Annotated in this window: 14 protein-coding genes; 9 read left to right on the plus strand and 5 right to left on the minus strand. The window is 58.2% G+C overall.

Going from position 1 to position 16,354, the window contains the following annotated elements; genetic code table 11:
• Positions 1 to 262 precede the first annotated feature (262 nt).
• Both katG and LRR79_RS10255 read left to right on the plus strand, forming a co-directional pair.
• Complete coding sequence (gene katG / locus LRR79_RS10250; protein ID WP_269455069.1) at positions 263 to 2,497, plus strand: catalase/peroxidase HPI; 2,235 nt, start codon at positions 263 to 265, stop codon at positions 2,495 to 2,497.
• Between the two features lie 137 nt (positions 2,498 to 2,634).
• Positions 2,635 to 3,756, plus strand: coding sequence for a MipA/OmpV family protein (locus LRR79_RS10255; protein ID WP_231757120.1), 1,122 nt, complete (start codon positions 2,635 to 2,637; stop codon positions 3,754 to 3,756).
• 25 nt (positions 3,757 to 3,781) lie between these two features.
• Here the strand turns inward: LRR79_RS10255 and LRR79_RS10260 are convergent, their stop codons facing one another.
• Positions 3,782 to 4,627, minus strand: coding sequence for a DUF72 domain-containing protein (locus tag LRR79_RS10260; RefSeq protein ID WP_231757121.1), 846 nt, complete (start codon positions 4,625 to 4,627; stop codon positions 3,782 to 3,784).
• A 191-nt stretch (positions 4,628 to 4,818) separates the two neighbouring features.
• On the opposite strand from LRR79_RS10260, the gene LRR79_RS10265 reads away from it, so the two are divergent.
• Positions 4,819 to 5,388, plus strand: a complete 570-nt coding sequence (locus LRR79_RS10265) for a GIY-YIG nuclease family protein (protein ID WP_231757122.1) — start codon at positions 4,819 to 4,821, stop codon at positions 5,386 to 5,388.
• A gap of 86 nt (positions 5,389 to 5,474) precedes the next feature.
• Here LRR79_RS10265 and LRR79_RS10270 read toward each other — a convergent pair whose 3' ends face one another.
• Positions 5,475 to 5,906 (minus strand): hypothetical protein, encoded by a 432-nt coding sequence (locus LRR79_RS10270; RefSeq protein ID WP_231757123.1) that lies wholly within the window; start codon positions 5,904 to 5,906, stop codon positions 5,475 to 5,477.
• Between the two features lie 84 nt (positions 5,907 to 5,990).
• Positions 5,991 to 8,606, minus strand: coding sequence for a bifunctional aconitate hydratase 2/2-methylisocitrate dehydratase (gene acnB, locus LRR79_RS10275; protein ID WP_231757124.1), 2,616 nt, complete (start codon positions 8,604 to 8,606; stop codon positions 5,991 to 5,993).
• Positions 8,607 to 9,031: 425 nt separating this feature from the next.
• On the opposite strand from acnB, the gene LRR79_RS10280 reads away from it, so the two are divergent.
• The 3 genes from LRR79_RS10280 (at position 9,032) to LRR79_RS10290 (ending at position 10,990) form a co-directional block, all read left to right on the plus strand.
• On the plus strand, positions 9,032 to 9,499 hold the full coding sequence (locus LRR79_RS10280) for a DUF1289 domain-containing protein (protein WP_231757125.1): 468 nt from the start codon (positions 9,032 to 9,034) through the stop codon (positions 9,497 to 9,499).
• An 89-nt stretch (positions 9,500 to 9,588) separates the two neighbouring features.
• Complete coding sequence (locus tag LRR79_RS10285) at positions 9,589 to 10,497, plus strand: lipid kinase (protein WP_231757126.1); 909 nt, start codon at positions 9,589 to 9,591, stop codon at positions 10,495 to 10,497.
• A gap of 61 nt (positions 10,498 to 10,558) precedes the next feature.
• The gene (locus LRR79_RS10290; protein WP_231757127.1) at positions 10,559 to 10,990 is read left to right on the plus strand and encodes a hypothetical protein; all 432 of its coding nucleotides are present in this window, start codon (positions 10,559 to 10,561) and stop codon (positions 10,988 to 10,990) included.
• A gap of 28 nt (positions 10,991 to 11,018) precedes the next feature.
• On the opposite strand, the gene LRR79_RS10295 is transcribed toward LRR79_RS10290, so the two are convergent.
• The gene (locus LRR79_RS10295; RefSeq protein ID WP_231757128.1) at positions 11,019 to 11,972 is read right to left on the minus strand and encodes a hypothetical protein; all 954 of its coding nucleotides are present in this window, start codon (positions 11,970 to 11,972) and stop codon (positions 11,019 to 11,021) included.
• A gap of 248 nt (positions 11,973 to 12,220) precedes the next feature.
• On the opposite strand from LRR79_RS10295, the gene miaE reads away from it, so the two are divergent.
• A complete protein-coding gene (gene miaE, locus LRR79_RS10300) occupies positions 12,221 to 12,844 on the plus strand; it encodes a tRNA-(ms[2]io[6]A)-hydroxylase (RefSeq protein ID WP_231757129.1) in 624 nt (207 codons plus the stop codon).
• Between the two features lie 12 nt (positions 12,845 to 12,856).
• Here miaE and LRR79_RS10305 read toward each other — a convergent pair whose 3' ends face one another.
• On the minus strand, positions 12,857 to 13,750 hold the full coding sequence (locus tag LRR79_RS10305; RefSeq protein ID WP_231757130.1) for a hydrogen peroxide-inducible genes activator: 894 nt from the start codon (positions 13,748 to 13,750) through the stop codon (positions 12,857 to 12,859).
• 168 nt (positions 13,751 to 13,918) lie between these two features.
• On the opposite strand from LRR79_RS10305, the gene LRR79_RS10310 reads away from it, so the two are divergent.
• Together LRR79_RS10310 and LRR79_RS10315 are read left to right on the plus strand one after the other, a co-directional pair.
• Positions 13,919 to 14,596 (plus strand): carbonic anhydrase, encoded by a 678-nt coding sequence (locus tag LRR79_RS10310; protein ID WP_231757131.1) that lies wholly within the window; start codon positions 13,919 to 13,921, stop codon positions 14,594 to 14,596.
• Positions 14,597 to 14,692: 96 nt separating this feature from the next.
• Entirely contained in the window at positions 14,693 to 16,342 is a 1,650-nt protein-coding gene (locus tag LRR79_RS10315) for a SulP family inorganic anion transporter (RefSeq protein WP_231757132.1), read from the plus strand.
• Positions 16,343 to 16,354: the final 12 nt, after the last annotated feature.

Below are 16,354 nucleotides of genomic sequence, written 5' to 3' on the forward strand. Positions count from 1 at the left end.
AAATCATTAAACGTATCTGGCTAGTGTAGTAATCCTGCCCGAGAGAATTGGCGACGGCGGTATAGATAAACAGATAAGGAAAAGCAATGACGCTGATTTGCGGGCTTAATCGGTAGCCCGGTATTTCGGCAAAGTTCCACTGAGAGCCGTTCGATTGGCGTCGAATAGCTGGAGTTGTGTGAAGACTGAGGTTGCCAGTGCCTATATTCAAAACCAGCATTATTCAGAATAACCCGACGAGCGGCTCGCAGGAGACACTGTCATGATCAAAACCCAATTCCCACTTTGTACCGCCCTCGTGCTGACCCTGGCGACACTGTCTGCCAGCCTGGGGCTGCAGGCCCAGGAAAACGCCAACACCATGGTGCCGCCACCTGGAGAGCCCAAGCCCAACAGCTTCTGGTGGCCGGATGAGCTGGATCTATCTGTATTGCGCCGCAATAACCCGGCCTCCAATCCCCTGGGAGAGGAGTTTGATTACGCCAAGGCATTCAACAGTCTCGATTACAACGCGCTGAAAAAAGACATTGAAAAGGTGCTGACCACATCTCAGGACTGGTGGCCCGCAGATTATGGGCACTATGGCCCGTTGATGATCCGTATGTCGTGGCACGCCTCCGGTACCTATCGGGTCGTCGACGGCCGCGGGGGTGCTGGTGGTGCGCAACAGCGCTTTGAGCCACTGAATAGCTGGCCGGACAACGTCAGCCTCGACAAAGCCCGTCGTCTGCTGCTGCCAATCAAACAGAAATACGGCAATAAAATCAGTTGGGCGGATCTGATGGCGCTGACCGGCAATGTGGCGATGGAGTCTATGGGCTTTGAGACCTATGGCTTTGCCGGCGGCCGCGAAGACGACTGGGAAGCAGATCTCGTTTACTGGGGCCCTGAAACCAAATGGCTCGATGACAAGCGCTACAAGGGCGATCGCCAGCTGGAGAAACCACTCGCCGCCGTACAGATGGGACTGATCTACGTCAACCCGGAAGGCCCCAATGGCGATCCGGATCCCATCGCCGCCGCCAGGGATATCCGCGAGACCTTCGGTCGCATGGCCATGAACGATGAGGAGACCGTGGCGTTGATTGCTGGCGGTCACACTTTTGGTAAAGCCCACGGCGCAGTGAAACACGATTGCGTAGGGAAAGAGCCTGCCGCAGCGGGTATCGAGGAGCAGGGGTTTGGCTGGAAAAACAAATGCGGTACCGGCAAGGGCGCGGACACCTTTACCAGTGGACTTGAGGGCGCCTGGTCGGTAAACCCCATTCAGTGGAGCAACCAGTATCTGGAAAACCTGTTCAAGTTCGACTGGGTAAAAACCAAGAGCCCTGCCGGCGCCACTCAATGGATTCCCAAAGACGGACAGGCCGCCAACCTGGTACCCGACGCCCATGACAAATCCAAGCGCCATGCACCGATCATGTTTACCACGGATCTTTCCCTGAAGATGGATCCGGAATACCGGAAGATCTCCCAGCGTTTCCTGGAAAACCCGGACCAGTTGCAGAAAGCCTTTGCCAAAGCCTGGTTCAAACTGTTGCACCGGGACCTGGGGCCCAAGTCCCGTTATCTCGGCCCGGAAGTACCCAAAGAAGATCTGCTCTGGCAGGACCCGATCCCGGCGGTGGATTACACGCTGATCAGCGAGAGCGATGCGGCCAACCTGAAGAAAAAAATCCTCGCTTCGGGGTTGAGTGTTCCGGAACTGGTGCGCACCGCCTGGGCGGCCGCGGCGTCCTATCGCGACTCCGATGCCCGGGGTGGGGCCAATGGTGGACGTATCCGCCTGGCACCTCAGAAAGACTGGCCGGTGAACAACCCTGCAGAACTGTCCAAGGTGCTTGCCAAACTGGAATCCATCCAGAAAGATTTCAATGACTCCTTAAGTGGTGGTAAGAAAATTTCTTTCGCGGATACCGTGGTGCTCGCCGGCAATGCTGGTGTGGAAGAGGCCGCCAGGAAAGCTGGATACAACATTCAGGTACCGTTTAACCCGGGCCGCAATGACGCCACTGCAGAGCAGACAGATGTGGAGTCGTTTGGCTGGCTGGAGCCGAAAGCCGATGCCTTCCGCAATTACTATGGAAAAGGCAATACACTGTCTCCGGCGGAAGCCATGGTGGACAAGGCCAGCATGCTGGATTTGAGTGTTCCAGAGATGGCTGTACTGATCGGCGGTATGCGCACCATGAATACCAATACGGATAGATCCGCCAACGGCGTGTTGACGGACAAACCCGGTACGCTCAGTAATGATTTCTTCGTCAACCTCGTGGATATGTCCACGCAGTGGAGTAAATCCGGCAATAATCTGTATGAAGGCAAGGATCGGAAAACCGGCAAAGTGAAATGGTCTGCCACGCCGGTGGATCTGATCTTCGGCTCCAATGCCGAGCTGCGGGCTGTGGCGGAATTTTATTCTACCGACGATGCCAAGCAGAAATTTGTCGATGACTTCGCCAGGGCGTGGCACAAGGTGATGAACCTTGGGCGCTAGTCACGGGGATACGGGCACTCACAGAGTGCCCGTTTTCGTCTGCGCCCAGAATTCACCCTGGGGGTGATCCACGGGACTGAAATTGCGTACCATAACCAATAGATACGCTGAACCGTCTCTGGAAAATGGAATTGTTTATGTCGACACCACGCCGAGGAATACCCGCGATATTCCTGATTTTGTGTACGCTGCTGGCTTCGAACCGGCTGTCAGCGGCCGCCCTTGATGTGCGGGTGGTCAATGCCCCGGCAGAGGGCACTCTGGTGTTTCAGGTGTACGACAACCCAGACGCATTTGGTGACTTCCGCAGCCCCTCCCGGGAGATTCCACTGCCGGTCAATGGCAGCGGTGTTTACCGTATTGACGATGTGCGCCCCGGCGCGGTGGCGCTGCTGGTTTATGCGGATGGCAATCAGAATCGCGCTCTGGATCGCACCTTTATCGGTATCCCCAAAGAACCCATTGGCTTATCCAACGGTTACCGCCCGAAAGGGCCGCCCAGTTTTCAGCGGGCAAGTTTTTCGCTGGCCGAGAACGAAACAAAAACCGTCGATATTGAACTCTACGAAGTACTGGGTGAATTCGGCCAGTGGGGTGTCGGGTTGGGTGTCATTGGTCGCAGCAGTCCGTACATCGGTTCCGACTCCACGGTGACTCAGGTGATTCCGGCTATTACCTATTTTGGTGAGCGCCTTCAGTGGGTGGGGCCAAGTCTGCGCTATGGCCTGTGGGGCAGCGATACTTTCCGCTTCGCGGTCAATGCCACCTATCGGGTCGGCGCTTATGAAGAGAGCGACAGTCCCGTTTTACTGGGGCTGGGTGACCGGGACAGTACTCTGATGGCGGGCGTTGGGCTGGTGTATGACGGTCCTAACCGTATCGATGTGGATTTTCGCTATCAGCACGACGTACTCGATCGGTTTGGCGGCGGTACCGCCGAACTGCGGGTGTCGAGAGGGTTTCAAAATGGCAATATCAACTGGGCGCCGTCGCTTGGTGTCAACTGGCTGAGCAGTGACCTCGCCAACTACGATTTCGGCGTGCCGACCTGGGGCGCGCTGCCCGGGCGCCCAGCCTACGACGTGGGTAGCACCGTGACGGTGGAGGCGGGTATTGGCGCGATGCTGGAGATTACCGAGCACTGGCGCCTGGTGCTGGATATTAATGCCGAGTATCTCGGGGATGATATCTCGGACAGCCCGATTGTCGGTGACGACTATGTTCTCAAGGGGTTTGCCGCGATTACCTATACCTTCTGACGTCCGCGGTCCTTGCGGAGGTTCCCTAGAACAGCCCCAGTTGGGGCTGTTTTTCGTTAAAGGTCATCACCGGCGCCTGGGGCAGGCGCGCGTGTAGCAGTTCGGTCCACAATGTGACCAGGTTCAGGGCATCGCCGTTATCCGGCATATGGATGAAAACGTACGGCCGGACTCCCTGTTCGATCCAGTTCGCCACTCGAGCGACCCAGGGAGCGAGGTATTCCCGATTGCTTTCCAGTTCCGGGTGGCCGATAAAGCGAATCACCGGCGGTGCATTTACCGGTAGCAGGTGCACCGGTACCTTCGGTTTCTTGCGCTGCGCATCTGCGATCGATGGGCTCTCCGCTTCTGCCGCAAACAGGCCGCGGCTGTCCAGGCACACACGTGCGCACTCTCGCTCGCGCAACCCCCGGTTCAGGGCGCGCTCTGCGTCACCCTTTTGGAAGAATGCGGCGTGTCGGACTTCCACTGCGCAGGAAAGTGGATGCGGGAGATCATCCATAAACCGCCACAGATTGCTCAACTGCTGTGGGCCAAATGCCGCAGGCAACTGCAGCAGAAATGGGCCTAGCACGTCATTCAGTGGAGAAACGATCTCCAGAAATTCGGTCACCAATTTTTGTGGTGGGGTCAGCAGGTAGTCGTGGCTGATGCTGCGGGGAAACTTGAGCAAAAAGCGAAAATTATCGGAAACCTGGCGTCGCCACTGCACACATTGCGCCTGACTCGGGGTTGCGTAGAAAGTGGTATTACCTTCTACACAATTCAGCACCTGACTGTAGCGTTCGAGGGGCGCCGGGCCCGCGGGCAAGCGGGTGTGCCAGGCCGGGTGTTGCCACTGGGGACAGCCGAGAAAATAGGGAAGATCCATGATTTCGCAGTGATAAATATTTCCGCGCAAATGTAACCCCCGTATTCCGCAAGTCAAGTCTGCACATTTACTTTTAAATCATTAGAATTCGCGACCTTTTCGCGGGCCGGATTTTCGTGAACCTGAGCTACGAGAACCGAGGTTTGCGATTGACCCGCACGTCTGATTAAGAAGAGGTTGACTGAGATACCATGATCGTATTTACCCTGACCAACGAAGATACGGATCAAGTATGGGTGGGCACTGCGCGCGAGGGCGTGACGCCGGAAGCCCGCTTCGAGCAGATCCAGGCCGCCGTATCTTCGGGTATCGATCACCCTTTCTATGATGAACTGAAGAAATTCGGTGCGTCTGCCTTCACCCCGAGCCTGTTTGCCGTAGCGGAAGACCGCCTGGAGCTGCAGGAGATGGTGGAAGAAGCACTGGACAGCTTCAATGCCAAAAGTCTGGTAGGTATCAAAACGGTAAAGCCCGGCACTACTCAATCCGCACTGGCTCCCAAGCGCAAGACGCGGGTGACACGCGTCAAACCGTCAGCCAGCACCGCGGCGAAACCGAATAGCAAAAAGCCGGTAAAAGAAAAGCTGGCCACCGGGCGCACCGGCAGCGCGGCGAAAGAGCGGGCGATTAAAGCGGGTATCGAGGCCGAAAAGGCACGTATTGCAGCGGAAAAGGCCAAAAAGGTGCAGGAAGAGGCTGATGAGATGAAGGCAATTCTCGCCGGCCTGGATGCGCGGGGCTCGACGCTATCCCGGCGCTAAGCTGGATGAGTTCAATGCGGCGGGATCCCTGATCGCGCCGCGTTTCCCGCCTGTTTTATTGAGGGCGCGCCGGGCGCCGAAGCGCGTCACAGCAGTACGCAGTCGTTTCTTGATCCACAGTAAAACGCAGCAATCAGTGAGTAGCGCAAGAAGGGTGCGTAGCTGCTCAGGAAGTCCTTGATCCAGAACTGAATGTCTTCCGTGTTCAGCGGCTGACCTTCTGTTGCGAACGTGCACTGCACCACGGCGTGGGAGTCACGTACTTTGCCATCGTCGGTGACGACGATGGTCAATGTTGCCGTATCGACATTCCAGCCAAAGAGCAGGTAGCGGGAGTCGTCCTGGATATTGCCTTCCAGGAGCTCACAGGCTTTTTCAGTCGTTGCTTCAATCGCGCGCTGTACGTTCTGATTGTCTGGACTTTTCACATCCGCTCGATAAACCGTGAACTCGCGATCATTTCCCGCTGTGGCCTCGGGGAGTGAATTTTCTTGCGTCGTCATCCAGTTTAAAGACATGGCCGTTTCTCTTCGTTTTCAGTTCAGCTGGCAAAAAAAAGCCCCGCTCTTTCGAGCAGGGCTTTCCGAACCTCAGTCAGTCACTTATACAGCAACATCCTGAATCTCGGTCGCGGCGATACGCTTACCTTCTTCGGCAGACTTCTGGAAGTCTTCAATCTGGTCGAAGTTCAGGTAGCGGTAGATTTCCGCAGACATGGAGTTCAGGTTCTGGGCGTATTCCTGGTATTCCGCCGGGGTCGGCAGTTTGCCCAGGATGGCGCCTACAGAGGCCAGTTCCGCGGAGGTCAGGTACACGTTGGCACCATCGCCCAGGCGGTTGGGGAAGTTACGGGTAGAGGTGGACAGCACGGTGCTGTTCGGGGCTACGCGCGCCTGGTTACCCATGCACAGGGAGCATCCCGGCATCTCGGTGCGTGCACCGGATGCGCCGTAGATGTTGTAGTAGCCTTCTTCCATCAGCTGGTGCTCGTCCATCTTGGTGGGCGGAGAGATCCACATACGGGTGGAGATGCCACCCTTGTGCTGCTGCAGCAGTTTACCGGCGGCGCGGAAGTGACCGATGTTGGTCATGCAGGAGCCGATAAATACTTCATCGACCTTGTCGCCGGCCACGTCAGACAGCAGCTTGGCGTCGTCCGGGTCGTTCGGGCAGCACACGATGGGCTCTTTTACTTCCGCCAGGTCGATTTCGATCACTGCGGCGTACTCGGCGTCGGCGTCGGCGCTCATCAGCTCCGGTTTTTCCAGCCAGGCTTCCATGGCGCGTGCACGACGCTCCAGGGTGCGCTTGTCGCCGTAGCCTTCCGCGATCATCCAGCGCAGCAGGGTGATGTTGGAGCGCAGGTACTCGGCGATGGAGTCTTCCGGCAGCTTGATGGTACAGCCCGCAGCGGAACGCTCGGCGGAAGCGTCGGACAGCTCGAATGCCTGCTCTACAGTCAGGTTGTCCAGACCTTCGATCTCGAGGATGCGGCCGGAGAAGATGTTCTTCTTGCCTTTCTTCTCGACGGTCAGCAGGCCTTCCTGAATCGCGTAGTAAGGGATGGCATGTACCAAGTCACGCAGGGTGATGCCCGGCTGCATTTCGCCCTTGAAGCGCACCAGTACGGATTCCGGCATATCCAGCGGCATAACGCCGGTGGCCGCGGCAAACGCCACCAAGCCGGAGCCGGCCGGGAAGGAGATGCCCATGGGGAAGCGGGTGTGGGAGTCACCACCGGTACCCACGGTGTCCGGCAGCAGCATGCGGTTCAGCCAGCTGTGGATGATGCCGTCGCCCGGGCGCAGGGAAACACCGCCGCGGTTCATGATGAAGTCCGGCAGGGTGTGCTGGGTGTCGATGTCCACGGGCTTGGGGTAAGCCGCGGTGTGACAGAAAGACTGCATGGTGAGGTCGGCCTGGAAGCCGAGGCACGCCAGGTCTTTCAGTTCGTCACGGGTCATCGGACCCGTGGTGTCCTGGGAGCCAACGGTGGTCATCTTCGGCTCGCAGTAGGTGCCCGGACGGACGCCTTCCATACCGCAGGCTTTACCCACCATTTTCTGTGCCAGGGTGTAACCCTTGCCAGTGTCGTTCGGTTGCTCCGGCAGGCGGAACAGGTCGGAAGCGCCGAGTCCCAGGGATTCGCGGGCTTTGGTGGTCAGACCGCGGCCAACGATCAGGTTGATACGGCCACCGGCCTGCACTTCGTCCAGCAGTACGTCGGACTTCAGTTCGAATTCGGAAATGACCTTGCCGTCCTCGGACAGGATCTTGCCTTCATAGGGGCGGATTTCGATGATGTCGCCCATATTCAGGTCGTCAACCGGGGCTTCGAAGACCAGTGCGCCGGCGTCTTCCATGGTGTTGTAGAAGATCGGGGCCACTTTACCGCCGATGCAGATACCGCCGCCTTTCTTGTTCGGTACGCCCGGCAGTTCGTCGCCGAAGAACCACAGGACAGAGTTGGTGGCGGACTTACGGGAAGAACCGGTACCGACTACGTCACCAACAAAGGCAACCGGCAGGCCTTTGGCCTGGATTTCTTCGATTTGCTTCATCGGGCCGGTCACGCCGTGCTCTTCCGGCTCCAGACCGTCGCGGGTCATTTTGTACATGGCGCGCGCGTGCAGGGGGATATCCGGGCGGGACCAGGCGTCCGGGGCCGGGGACAGGTCGTCGGTGTTGGTTTCACCGGTCACTTTGAAGACCGCAACCTTGATGCTCTCGGGCACTTTATCGCGCTTGGTGAACCACTCGCCGTCGGCCCAGGACTGGATTACCGCCTTGGCCACTTCGTTGCCGGCTTTGGCTTTTTCTTCCACATCGTGGAAGGCGTCAAACATCAGCAGGGTGCCTTTCAGCTGTTCGCCGGCCAGTTCCGCCAGATCTTTGTCGTCCAGCAGGTCTACCAGAGTGGCGATGTTGTAGCCGCCCAGCATTTTACCCAGCAGTTTGGTGGCATGTTCTCTGTCGATCAGGGGGGATTCGGCCTCGCCCTTGACGATGGCGGTGAGGAAACCGGCTTTTACGTAGGCGGCCTCGTCCACACCCGGCGGTACGCGATTGGTGATCAGGTCCAGCAGTTCCTGCTCTTCACCCGCGGGCGGGTTTTTCAGCAGTTCCACCAGGCCGGCAACCTGCTCGGCGTTCAGGGGCTTGGGTGGGATATTCTGTTCGGCGCGCTCGGCGACGTGTTTGCGATAGGCTTCAAGCACGGATAATTCCCTCTTTGGTGTATGGGGTGGAACCAACAGCTTTCCTGGAGTTCTGGGCGACCAGAGCCGCAAATCGAACTCCGTTTTACATCGATGGCCGCTGGAAGCGGGTGGCGAATTCTACATTACTCGGTTAACGCTGTTAAGTTCGTTGAAAAATCAATAACTTACGCAAATTCTCATCATTCATCGGATGAATAAAGGTCGATTTCAGTGGCTTTTTTCAACTGATAATCAATCGCATTATGGTGCTTTCACCCGGCTATTATCCATGTGATGAATGGACGTAAACGGTCATCGAAAATGCTATTCTGTGCCGCCTCGATTCACACAGCGTTTCACACGAATTTATCGGCGCCCCACCGTACGGTGAGCATCACACAGGATGCTGGCGGTAGTGGCGGCAGAAGAGGTATTTTCGCTGCATGGCGATTTATAAAAAAGTACGTACGCCCTGTATTGGCGTCTGCTCCACCGGCATTGGCGACAATGTCTGTCGTGGGTGCAAGCGATTTGCGCACGAAGTGATCAACTGGAACGCATACTCGGAAGAGCAACGCCGCATCATAGCGGAGCGCCGTGACGGCTATCTTGCAAATGCCGTGCGCAGTCAGTTTGAAATCGTCGACCAGAACCTGTTGCTGGCGCAGTTGCGCCATCAACAGATCCGTTTTAATGAAGATCAGAACCCCTACTGCTGGGTGTTTGAATTGTTGCGCGCGGGGGCTAGCCAGATTGCCGACCCGGCGGAGTACGGGTTGCAGGTGACCCCGGTAGCACGGGGTATCCCGTTGACGGAGCTGCGCAGGCGCATCGATGAAGACTTTTTCGCACTCTCACAGGCGTACTACCTGCGATTTGTGGCGCCGGGGCTGGCATCGGCGGCCGAGTAGCCGGTGCGTACGTCAGGTGCTGTTTATTTCGGGTTGCTGTCAGGGCTCACAGTGCCCTGGCCACCGTTCATTATTTTTAGGAGTCTCACTTGCCCCACGCTTCCCGTCGCCCAGACAAGCAGCTCCTTATCCTGATCAACCCGGCCAGTCGCAGCGGCGGGGATTGTGCTGATCAGCTGCAGGCGGGGGTATCCGGCTTGCGGGAAGAGGGCTGGTCGGTCGAGGTAAGAGACACGGACAGTCCTGAAGATGCCGTTACCAGTATTCGTGATGCCCGGGCAGATATGATTGCCATTGGCGGTGGTGATGGCACTGTCAGCGGTTGTGCAAAAGCCCTGGTGGAGCGGGGGCTTCCTCTGGCGGTACTGCCCATGGGGACCGCCAATGATCTCGCACGTTCCCTCGGTATCGAGTCACTGGAACAGGCATTTGCAGCCATTCGTGACGGCCACACGGCAAGGATCGATCTCGCGCGCTTGGGGGATGAGTACTTCTTCAATGTGGCAAATCTGGGGCTGGGTGTGCAGGTGACGGAGGCGCTTACCCCGGATGTAAAGCGCCGCTGGGGTGTTCTCAGTTATCTCAAAGCCGTGAGTGAAGCGCTGACGCGCAGCAACCAGTTCAAGGTCCGGCTGGTCGTTGACGGGCAGAAATTCCATATCCGATCAATGCAGCTTGCGGTCGGTAACGGCCGTTTCTACGGGGGCGGCAATGTGGTGCACGAGCAGGCTACCATTAGCGATGGCAAACTCCACCTGTACAGCCTGAAGCCGCAAAGTCTGCTGGAACTGTTGTCCTTGGCGCCGTTTCTTCGCTTGGGGCAGCACCGGGTGTCCAGGCGCGTATTTACGGCGTCGGGTTCCGAAGTGGCGATCGAGACAGCGCCGGCAGCGATGGAAGTCCACGCAGACGGCGAGCCAGTGGCGACTACCCCGGTATGTATTCGGGTGGAGAAAGGGGTGATCGCGGCCGTGGTGCCGGCTGACGCTGGCGTCTAGCGGGCTGTTTGTCCCCGGCGCTGAGGAAGGCCGGGGTTCATGCGTAAGGAGAGTTGGTCTAATGAGTTTACTGAGAAGCGACCGTCAGGTGGCATTGCAGTGGCTGCACGGCTGGGCGCTGGAAACCCTGTCGCATTTCCGTTTCGTTGCCGATCACGAGGTGGGTGCGGAAGCGGTAGCGCTGTGTGAATCCCTGGCGGATGAGCGCGAGCAGCTGGTGGGCAGGCTGGCGGCGGCCATCCGGGAAACCGGTGATCTACCGGCGGAGCCAGATCCTGATCGCGAAGCGCTGCAGCAGATGCAGGAGCAGCTGTCCAGCGTCTTTGCGGAGCAGGGTGGGGACGCCATGCTGGCATACTGCGGCTCCCGGGAGGAGGCATTTCTGGAACAGGCTCGGCAGGAGGCGGGTGTGCTGGAGGGTACGCGATATGCGTCGCTACTTTCGGCGTGCCAGGCCAGTGCTGCGCAGGCAATCAAGCGCCTGCAGGCCTGACTACCGGCTTTATGCCCAATGCCCACGTTCAGTGCGGGCGGATAAGGTGCACCCGCAATGCCGGTAAAAATGGTGTTTTATCCACCTGCAAGTCCCGGCGCGTGCGTCGCCGGCTCGCCGGTGGCGTGTGGTCGACCCGAGAGAACTCCGGCAAAGAGCGATCCGCACCACCGCTGATCAGCACCGGCATCGCCGAATAACCTACCTGCCGATAGTCGTCCCGCTGATCCTGCTCTGCGGCATGAAAGATTTCCGCTACCTGTAAATTCGCTCTGCTCTGAATCTGTACCTGGCGCAGGTGGTCGTGGTCGTTACGGTGCAGCCCGGCCAGGAGCTGACGCTGATACTGAATACCCGGGTCCTGTCCCTGTGGGTCCAGTTGCACCAGCTTCCTCTCACACCACGCAATACTCACCTTTTTCATGGATTTGCGAGCCTTGATCCAGCTGAGTGCTATGGCATCCGGGCGCCGTGGGCAGAGTAGTATCTGGCGGTAACACTGGCGCAAATGGGTGCGGGGAAAACCAGCATCCGCGAGCATATCCCGCAGTTGTTGGTCGCGCTCTAGGGCAGGTTGGGGGGCGAGAGCCTGTTTTATGTCGGCGACCGTCTTCTGAAATACCGCTTTTGCTTTATTGAGTTGCTGCGCGTGCTCAATAGCACCGGTGGGAACCGCCAGTAGCCCCGGAACCTGTAGTGTATTGCGGGCATCCCCTGGCTGGTGGGCCTCACCATAATCAAGGCTGGCGAAGAGTGCAGCGGCCAGGCCGAATGGCTGTTCAAAGGTGACGCCCAGGCGGTTCGCCGAATCGATCGCAAACTCCGGGCGCAGCAGATAGTGCTGCCAACTGGGAGCGGCGTCCTCCAGTGCAGACAGGTGTTGCGCCAGTTGCTCCGCCAGTCCGTGCAGCTGCACAAGGGAGGCTGCCAGCTCGCGGTTGAGTTGTGCCAATTGGGACTTCGAGGTGACGCTGTTCGACATCTTCTGTGCCCTGGAGGTGATCCGCCGGATCTGGCCCTGGAGAGCGATGAATCCGACCTTGGGTGGTGCGGGAGTCTCCTATATTAATCCACTTAATAAGTCGTTATCAAATGAGCGCGATGCTCGGTACGCCCACCCCCGAGCGCGGTAACCGGTCAACAAAAGGCGGGGAGGGGCGTTATGATGCGCCGCGCCGGGAGGCACGTGTATTCCCGCGTATCCGTATTTGATTTGTCATGAGTTCTGTTATGAGTAGTGCCCCGGTTCCCGACCTGTCCGCCATCCACGACTTTCTGTTGTGCGAAACCCCCGGCGCGTGGATCGAGGCGGCGCTCGCGCAACCTGAAATGATGCTGGTGGACCACGCCAATTGCGAAAAGAAAGCCGCGGGCACGGCGCTCAATCTGATGTTTCGCTATCTCGACAATTTTGAGCTGCTGAACAAAATGTCGCGACTGGCGCGGGAGGAGCTGCGGCATTTCGAGCAGGTGATTGCGATTATGAAAAAGCGGGGTATTCGCTACCCGCATGTCACGGCCTCGCGCTATGCAGCGGGACTGCGCGACCAGGTGCGCCGGGAGGAGCCGGGCCGACTGGTAGATACGCTGATCTGTGGCGCGATTATCGAGGCGCGCTCCTGTGAGCGGTTTGCCCGGATTGCGCCGCATCTGGATGAAGAGCTGCAGGCGTTTTATCTCTCCCTGCTCAAGTCTGAGGCGCGGCATTTCCGCGACTATCTAACACTTGCGCAAAAGGCGACGAGCGAGGATATCCAGCCGAGGGTGCAGGCAATGCTGGAGGTAGAGCGGGACCTGGTGCAGGGCAGCGATGAGGAATTCCGCTTCCACAGTGGTGTACCCGGGCTCGCATGAGTCCCGTCGCGGCTATTTGTACACTTCGACCACATCCCCAAGCCGCTCTGCGACGATTGCCCGTAGGTCGCTGGCCAGCTCCCGGTAAAAGCGCCGTGCCGGGGCGCTCGCCCGCCATACCAGGCCGTGCTGGCGTCGAATCGGTTTCGCCCGCAGCTCGCTGACGTGCAGTGCTTCCGGGTTGTGCATTTCTGAATGGACGTAGAGTCCGGGCAGAAAGGCAACGCCCAACCCCATCACTACCATCTGGCGCAAAGTGTCCAGGCTGGTGCCCTCATAGTCTCGCTGTAGCTGGGCGCCCAGGCGCTCGCATATCTCCTGCACCTGATGGTGAAAGTGATGTTGTCCTTCCAGGGTCAGCACTTTTTCCCCCTTGAGCTGTGATGGCGTCACCTGAGCCTTGCCTGCCAGCCGATGGTCCGCGGGTACCACGAACTTGAGCGGTTCGGTAAACAGGGGTTCCACTGATATGTCGTCCCGTTTGACCGGGAGGGGCACGATCGCAATGTCGTAGAGACCTTCGGTAAGTGATTGGAGCAGGCGGTTTGGGGGCGCCTCCCGCACATAGAGTTTCAGTTTGTGGTGCCGGTGATGTAGAGCTGGCAGCACGTTGGGGAGCAGGTAGGGCCCCAGCGTGGGGGGTACTCCGAGTTTGTAGGTGCTCTGATGTCCCTGGGAAATCAGGTCCGCGTGTTGCGAAAATTCGCGAACTCCCAGAATAAGCTGCTTTGCGTGTTCAAGTAGCTCGCGGCCTTCCGGGGTCAACAGGGTGCCCGAGCGGTTTCGTTCAAACAGGGGAATGCCCAGGTTGCTTTCCAGGGCCTGAATCTGCGCGGTGAGTGCGGGCTGGCTGACTCTAAGCTCGTCAGCGGCACGCCGAAAGCTTGATTGTGACGCTATGGTCACAAAGTATTCCAGCTGTTTAAAACTGGGTGGTTGAGAGGTTTTCGGCATGGCGCTTCAGTCTTTTTTGATAACGAATGATTATCAGCGATAGGTATTTTAACTTATTGAACTATCAAAAAATAATGGATTCCAAGTTGAATGCCCGTTCCAGAATGATTGCAAGGAGTAATGATGGAGCACGTAATTTCCGGTGTGGCGAAGTTTCAGAAAGAAGTCTATCCCACCAAAAAGGCACGCTTTTCCAAGCTGGCTGACGGCCAGAATCCCGAGGTGCTGTTTATCACCTGCGCCGATTCCCGCATCGATCCGAACCTGGTCACCCAGACCGAGCCCGGCGAGCTGTTTATCTGTCGCAATGCGGGCAATGTGGTTCCCCCGCACAGCAATCATTCCGGCGGCATGACGGCATCCATCGAGTTCGCGGTGGCGGCGTTGGGGGTTTCCCATATCGTGATCTGTGGGCATACCGATTGTGGCGCCATGAAGGGCGCGATCGAGCCGGAGAACCTGGACTCGCTGCCGCATGTGAAGGAATGGCTTGGTCACTGTCGTTCAGCCACCGATGTTGTGCGCGACCGCCACGGCGAGCTGAGTAAAGATCACCTGAATGAAGTGACTTGTGAAAATGTGGTCCAACAATTGCAGCACCTGCGTACCCACCCTGCGGTCGCCAGTGGTCTCGCCAATGGTCGGGTTACCTTGCACGGTTGGGTTTACAACATTGGCAGCGGGGAAGTTCTGTGCTTCGACGAGTCAACGCGGGAGTTCAAGCCGATGGATGAGCGCTATCGCGCAATGTTCGGCGAGCTGGCGGACTCGGTTGCCAAGGACACCTGCGGCAGCTGATCGCCTCGCGTGTGTGTCGTCTGCGTTTCGTGCTGACAAAAGGGGCCAAGGCTCCTTTCGCAAGGAAGATTCTGAAGTATAAGAGGTGCCGAAGTCATGAAGTTCGACCTGTCTAATTTGCGCGGCGACATCACCGGGGGTATTACCGCCGGTGTCGTTGCGTTGCCGCTGGCACTGGCGTTGGGGGTTGCCTCCGGGCTTGGCCCCATGGCCGGTATGTACGGTGCAATCGCCGTAGGTTTCTTTGCCGCCCTGTTCGGTGGCACCGGCCCCCAGATTTCCGGTCCCACCGGGCCGATGGTGGTTGTTCTCGCGGGCCTGTTTGCCAGCCTCTCCGGCGATGCTGCGCTCATATTCACGGCAGTGATTCTGGCGGGCGTTTTTCAGATCGCCTTCGGGGTACTGGGCATCGGCCACTACATTCGACTGGTACCCTATCCGGTGATTTCCGGGTTTATGACGGGTATTGGTGTCATCATCATTATTCTCCAGTTGAACCCACTGCTTGGACACGCTTCTCCAAGCGGGGTGCTGGGCGCACTGGGGAATGTGCCTGAGGCGCTTTCTTCTGTTCATCCGGCAAACCTGGTACTCGGTCTGGCAACCCTGGCCATGGTCTACCTGTGGCCCGGTAAATGGGGGCGCTACCTCCCGGGGCCTCTGGCGGCATTGATTGTGGGTACCGTGGTTGCCTATTTCGCCCTGGATGTGCCGATTCTCGGCAGTATTCCCACCGGGCTGCCTGAGCTGCAAATGCCTGTGCTGGGTGGGGAGAATATGATGCTGGTGGTGGAAGCAGCCATCATCCTGGCGATCCTCGGTTCTCTCGACAGCCTGCTGACTTCTCTGGTAGCGGACAACATGTCCCGTACCCGACACCACAGCAATAAAGAGCTGATTGGCCAGGGTATTGGTAACACGGCGGCAGGATTTATCGGTGGTATCGCCGGTGCGGGCGCGACCATGCGCACCGTGGTGAATATCCGTTCCGGGGGCCAGACCCGTATTTCTGGGATGGTTCATGCGCTGGTATTGCTTGCGGTGGCACTGGGCCTCGGTCCCCTGGCGGAGAATATTCCCCAGGCGGTGCTGGCCGGTATCCTCGTGAAAGTGGGGCTGGATATCATCGACTGGAAATACCTCAAGCGCGCACACCAGGGCCCGCGTTGGGATCTGCTGTTGATGGTGCTGGTACTCAGCATGACCGTGTTTGTTGACCTGATTACTGCGGTTGCGGCCGGTGTGGTACTGGCAGCGCTGGCCTATGTGAAGCAGGTGGCGAGCCTGCAGATCGAGCGCCTGCGCAATTTACCCGAGCATCTGGATAGCGAGGAAGACAAAGCCATCCTGCAGCGTCACCGCGATCGTATTGCGCTCTTCGAGTTCAGCGGTCCGCTGAGCTTCGGTGCGGCGGCCGATCTGGGTCACCATGTGCGCGAGCAGAGCAGTCAGCAGTCGCGGGTGCTGATTCTGAACTTCTCTTCGGTACCTTACCTCGATCTGTCTGCGGCCCTTGCGGTGGAGACGATCGCAGCGGACGCCAAGGACAGCGGCAAGCAGCTCTATCTGGCGGGCATGAACGAAGAGGTGCACAAGGTATTGAAGGGCCTGAATGGCCGGATTCCTGCCTCGGGCACTTATGAGACCCTGAGCGAAGCGTTGAAAGCGGCGGAAGCGTCGATCGAATCGACCGCTGAAGTCGGTACGGACGATCTGAAGGGCTTGCCCAGCGGAGGTGCAGCCTGATTGATTGGGCTG

The organism is Microbulbifer elongatus (assembly GCF_021165935.1).
Classification (GTDB): domain Bacteria; phylum Pseudomonadota; class Gammaproteobacteria; order Pseudomonadales; family Cellvibrionaceae; genus Microbulbifer; species Microbulbifer elongatus.

Bases quoted from the DNA above. Each gene is read 5' to 3' on its own strand.
- katG (WP_269455069.1), top strand. From the start codon at position 263: ATGATCAAAACCCAATTCCCACTTTGTACCGCCCTCGTGCTGACCCTG.
- LRR79_RS10255 (WP_231757120.1), top strand. From the start codon at position 2,635: ATGTCGACACCACGCCGAGGAATACCCGCGATATTCCTGATTTTGTGT.
- LRR79_RS10260 (WP_231757121.1), bottom strand. From the start codon at position 4,627: ATGGATCTTCCCTATTTTCTCGGCTGTCCCCAGTGGCAACACCCGGCC.
- LRR79_RS10265 (WP_231757122.1), top strand. From the start codon at position 4,819: ATGATCGTATTTACCCTGACCAACGAAGATACGGATCAAGTATGGGTG.
- LRR79_RS10270 (WP_231757123.1), bottom strand. From the start codon at position 5,906: ATGTCTTTAAACTGGATGACGACGCAAGAAAATTCACTCCCCGAGGCC.
- LRR79_RS10280 (WP_231757125.1), top strand. From the start codon at position 9,032: ATGGCGATTTATAAAAAAGTACGTACGCCCTGTATTGGCGTCTGCTCC.
- LRR79_RS10290 (WP_231757127.1), top strand. From the start codon at position 10,559: ATGAGTTTACTGAGAAGCGACCGTCAGGTGGCATTGCAGTGGCTGCAC.
- LRR79_RS10295 (WP_231757128.1), bottom strand. From the start codon at position 11,972: ATGTCGAACAGCGTCACCTCGAAGTCCCAATTGGCACAACTCAACCGC.
- miaE (WP_231757129.1), top strand. From the start codon at position 12,221: ATGAGTAGTGCCCCGGTTCCCGACCTGTCCGCCATCCACGACTTTCTG.
- LRR79_RS10310 (WP_231757131.1), top strand. From the start codon at position 13,919: ATGATGGAGCACGTAATTTCCGGTGTGGCGAAGTTTCAGAAAGAAGTC.
- LRR79_RS10315 (WP_231757132.1), top strand. From the start codon at position 14,693: ATGAAGTTCGACCTGTCTAATTTGCGCGGCGACATCACCGGGGGTATT.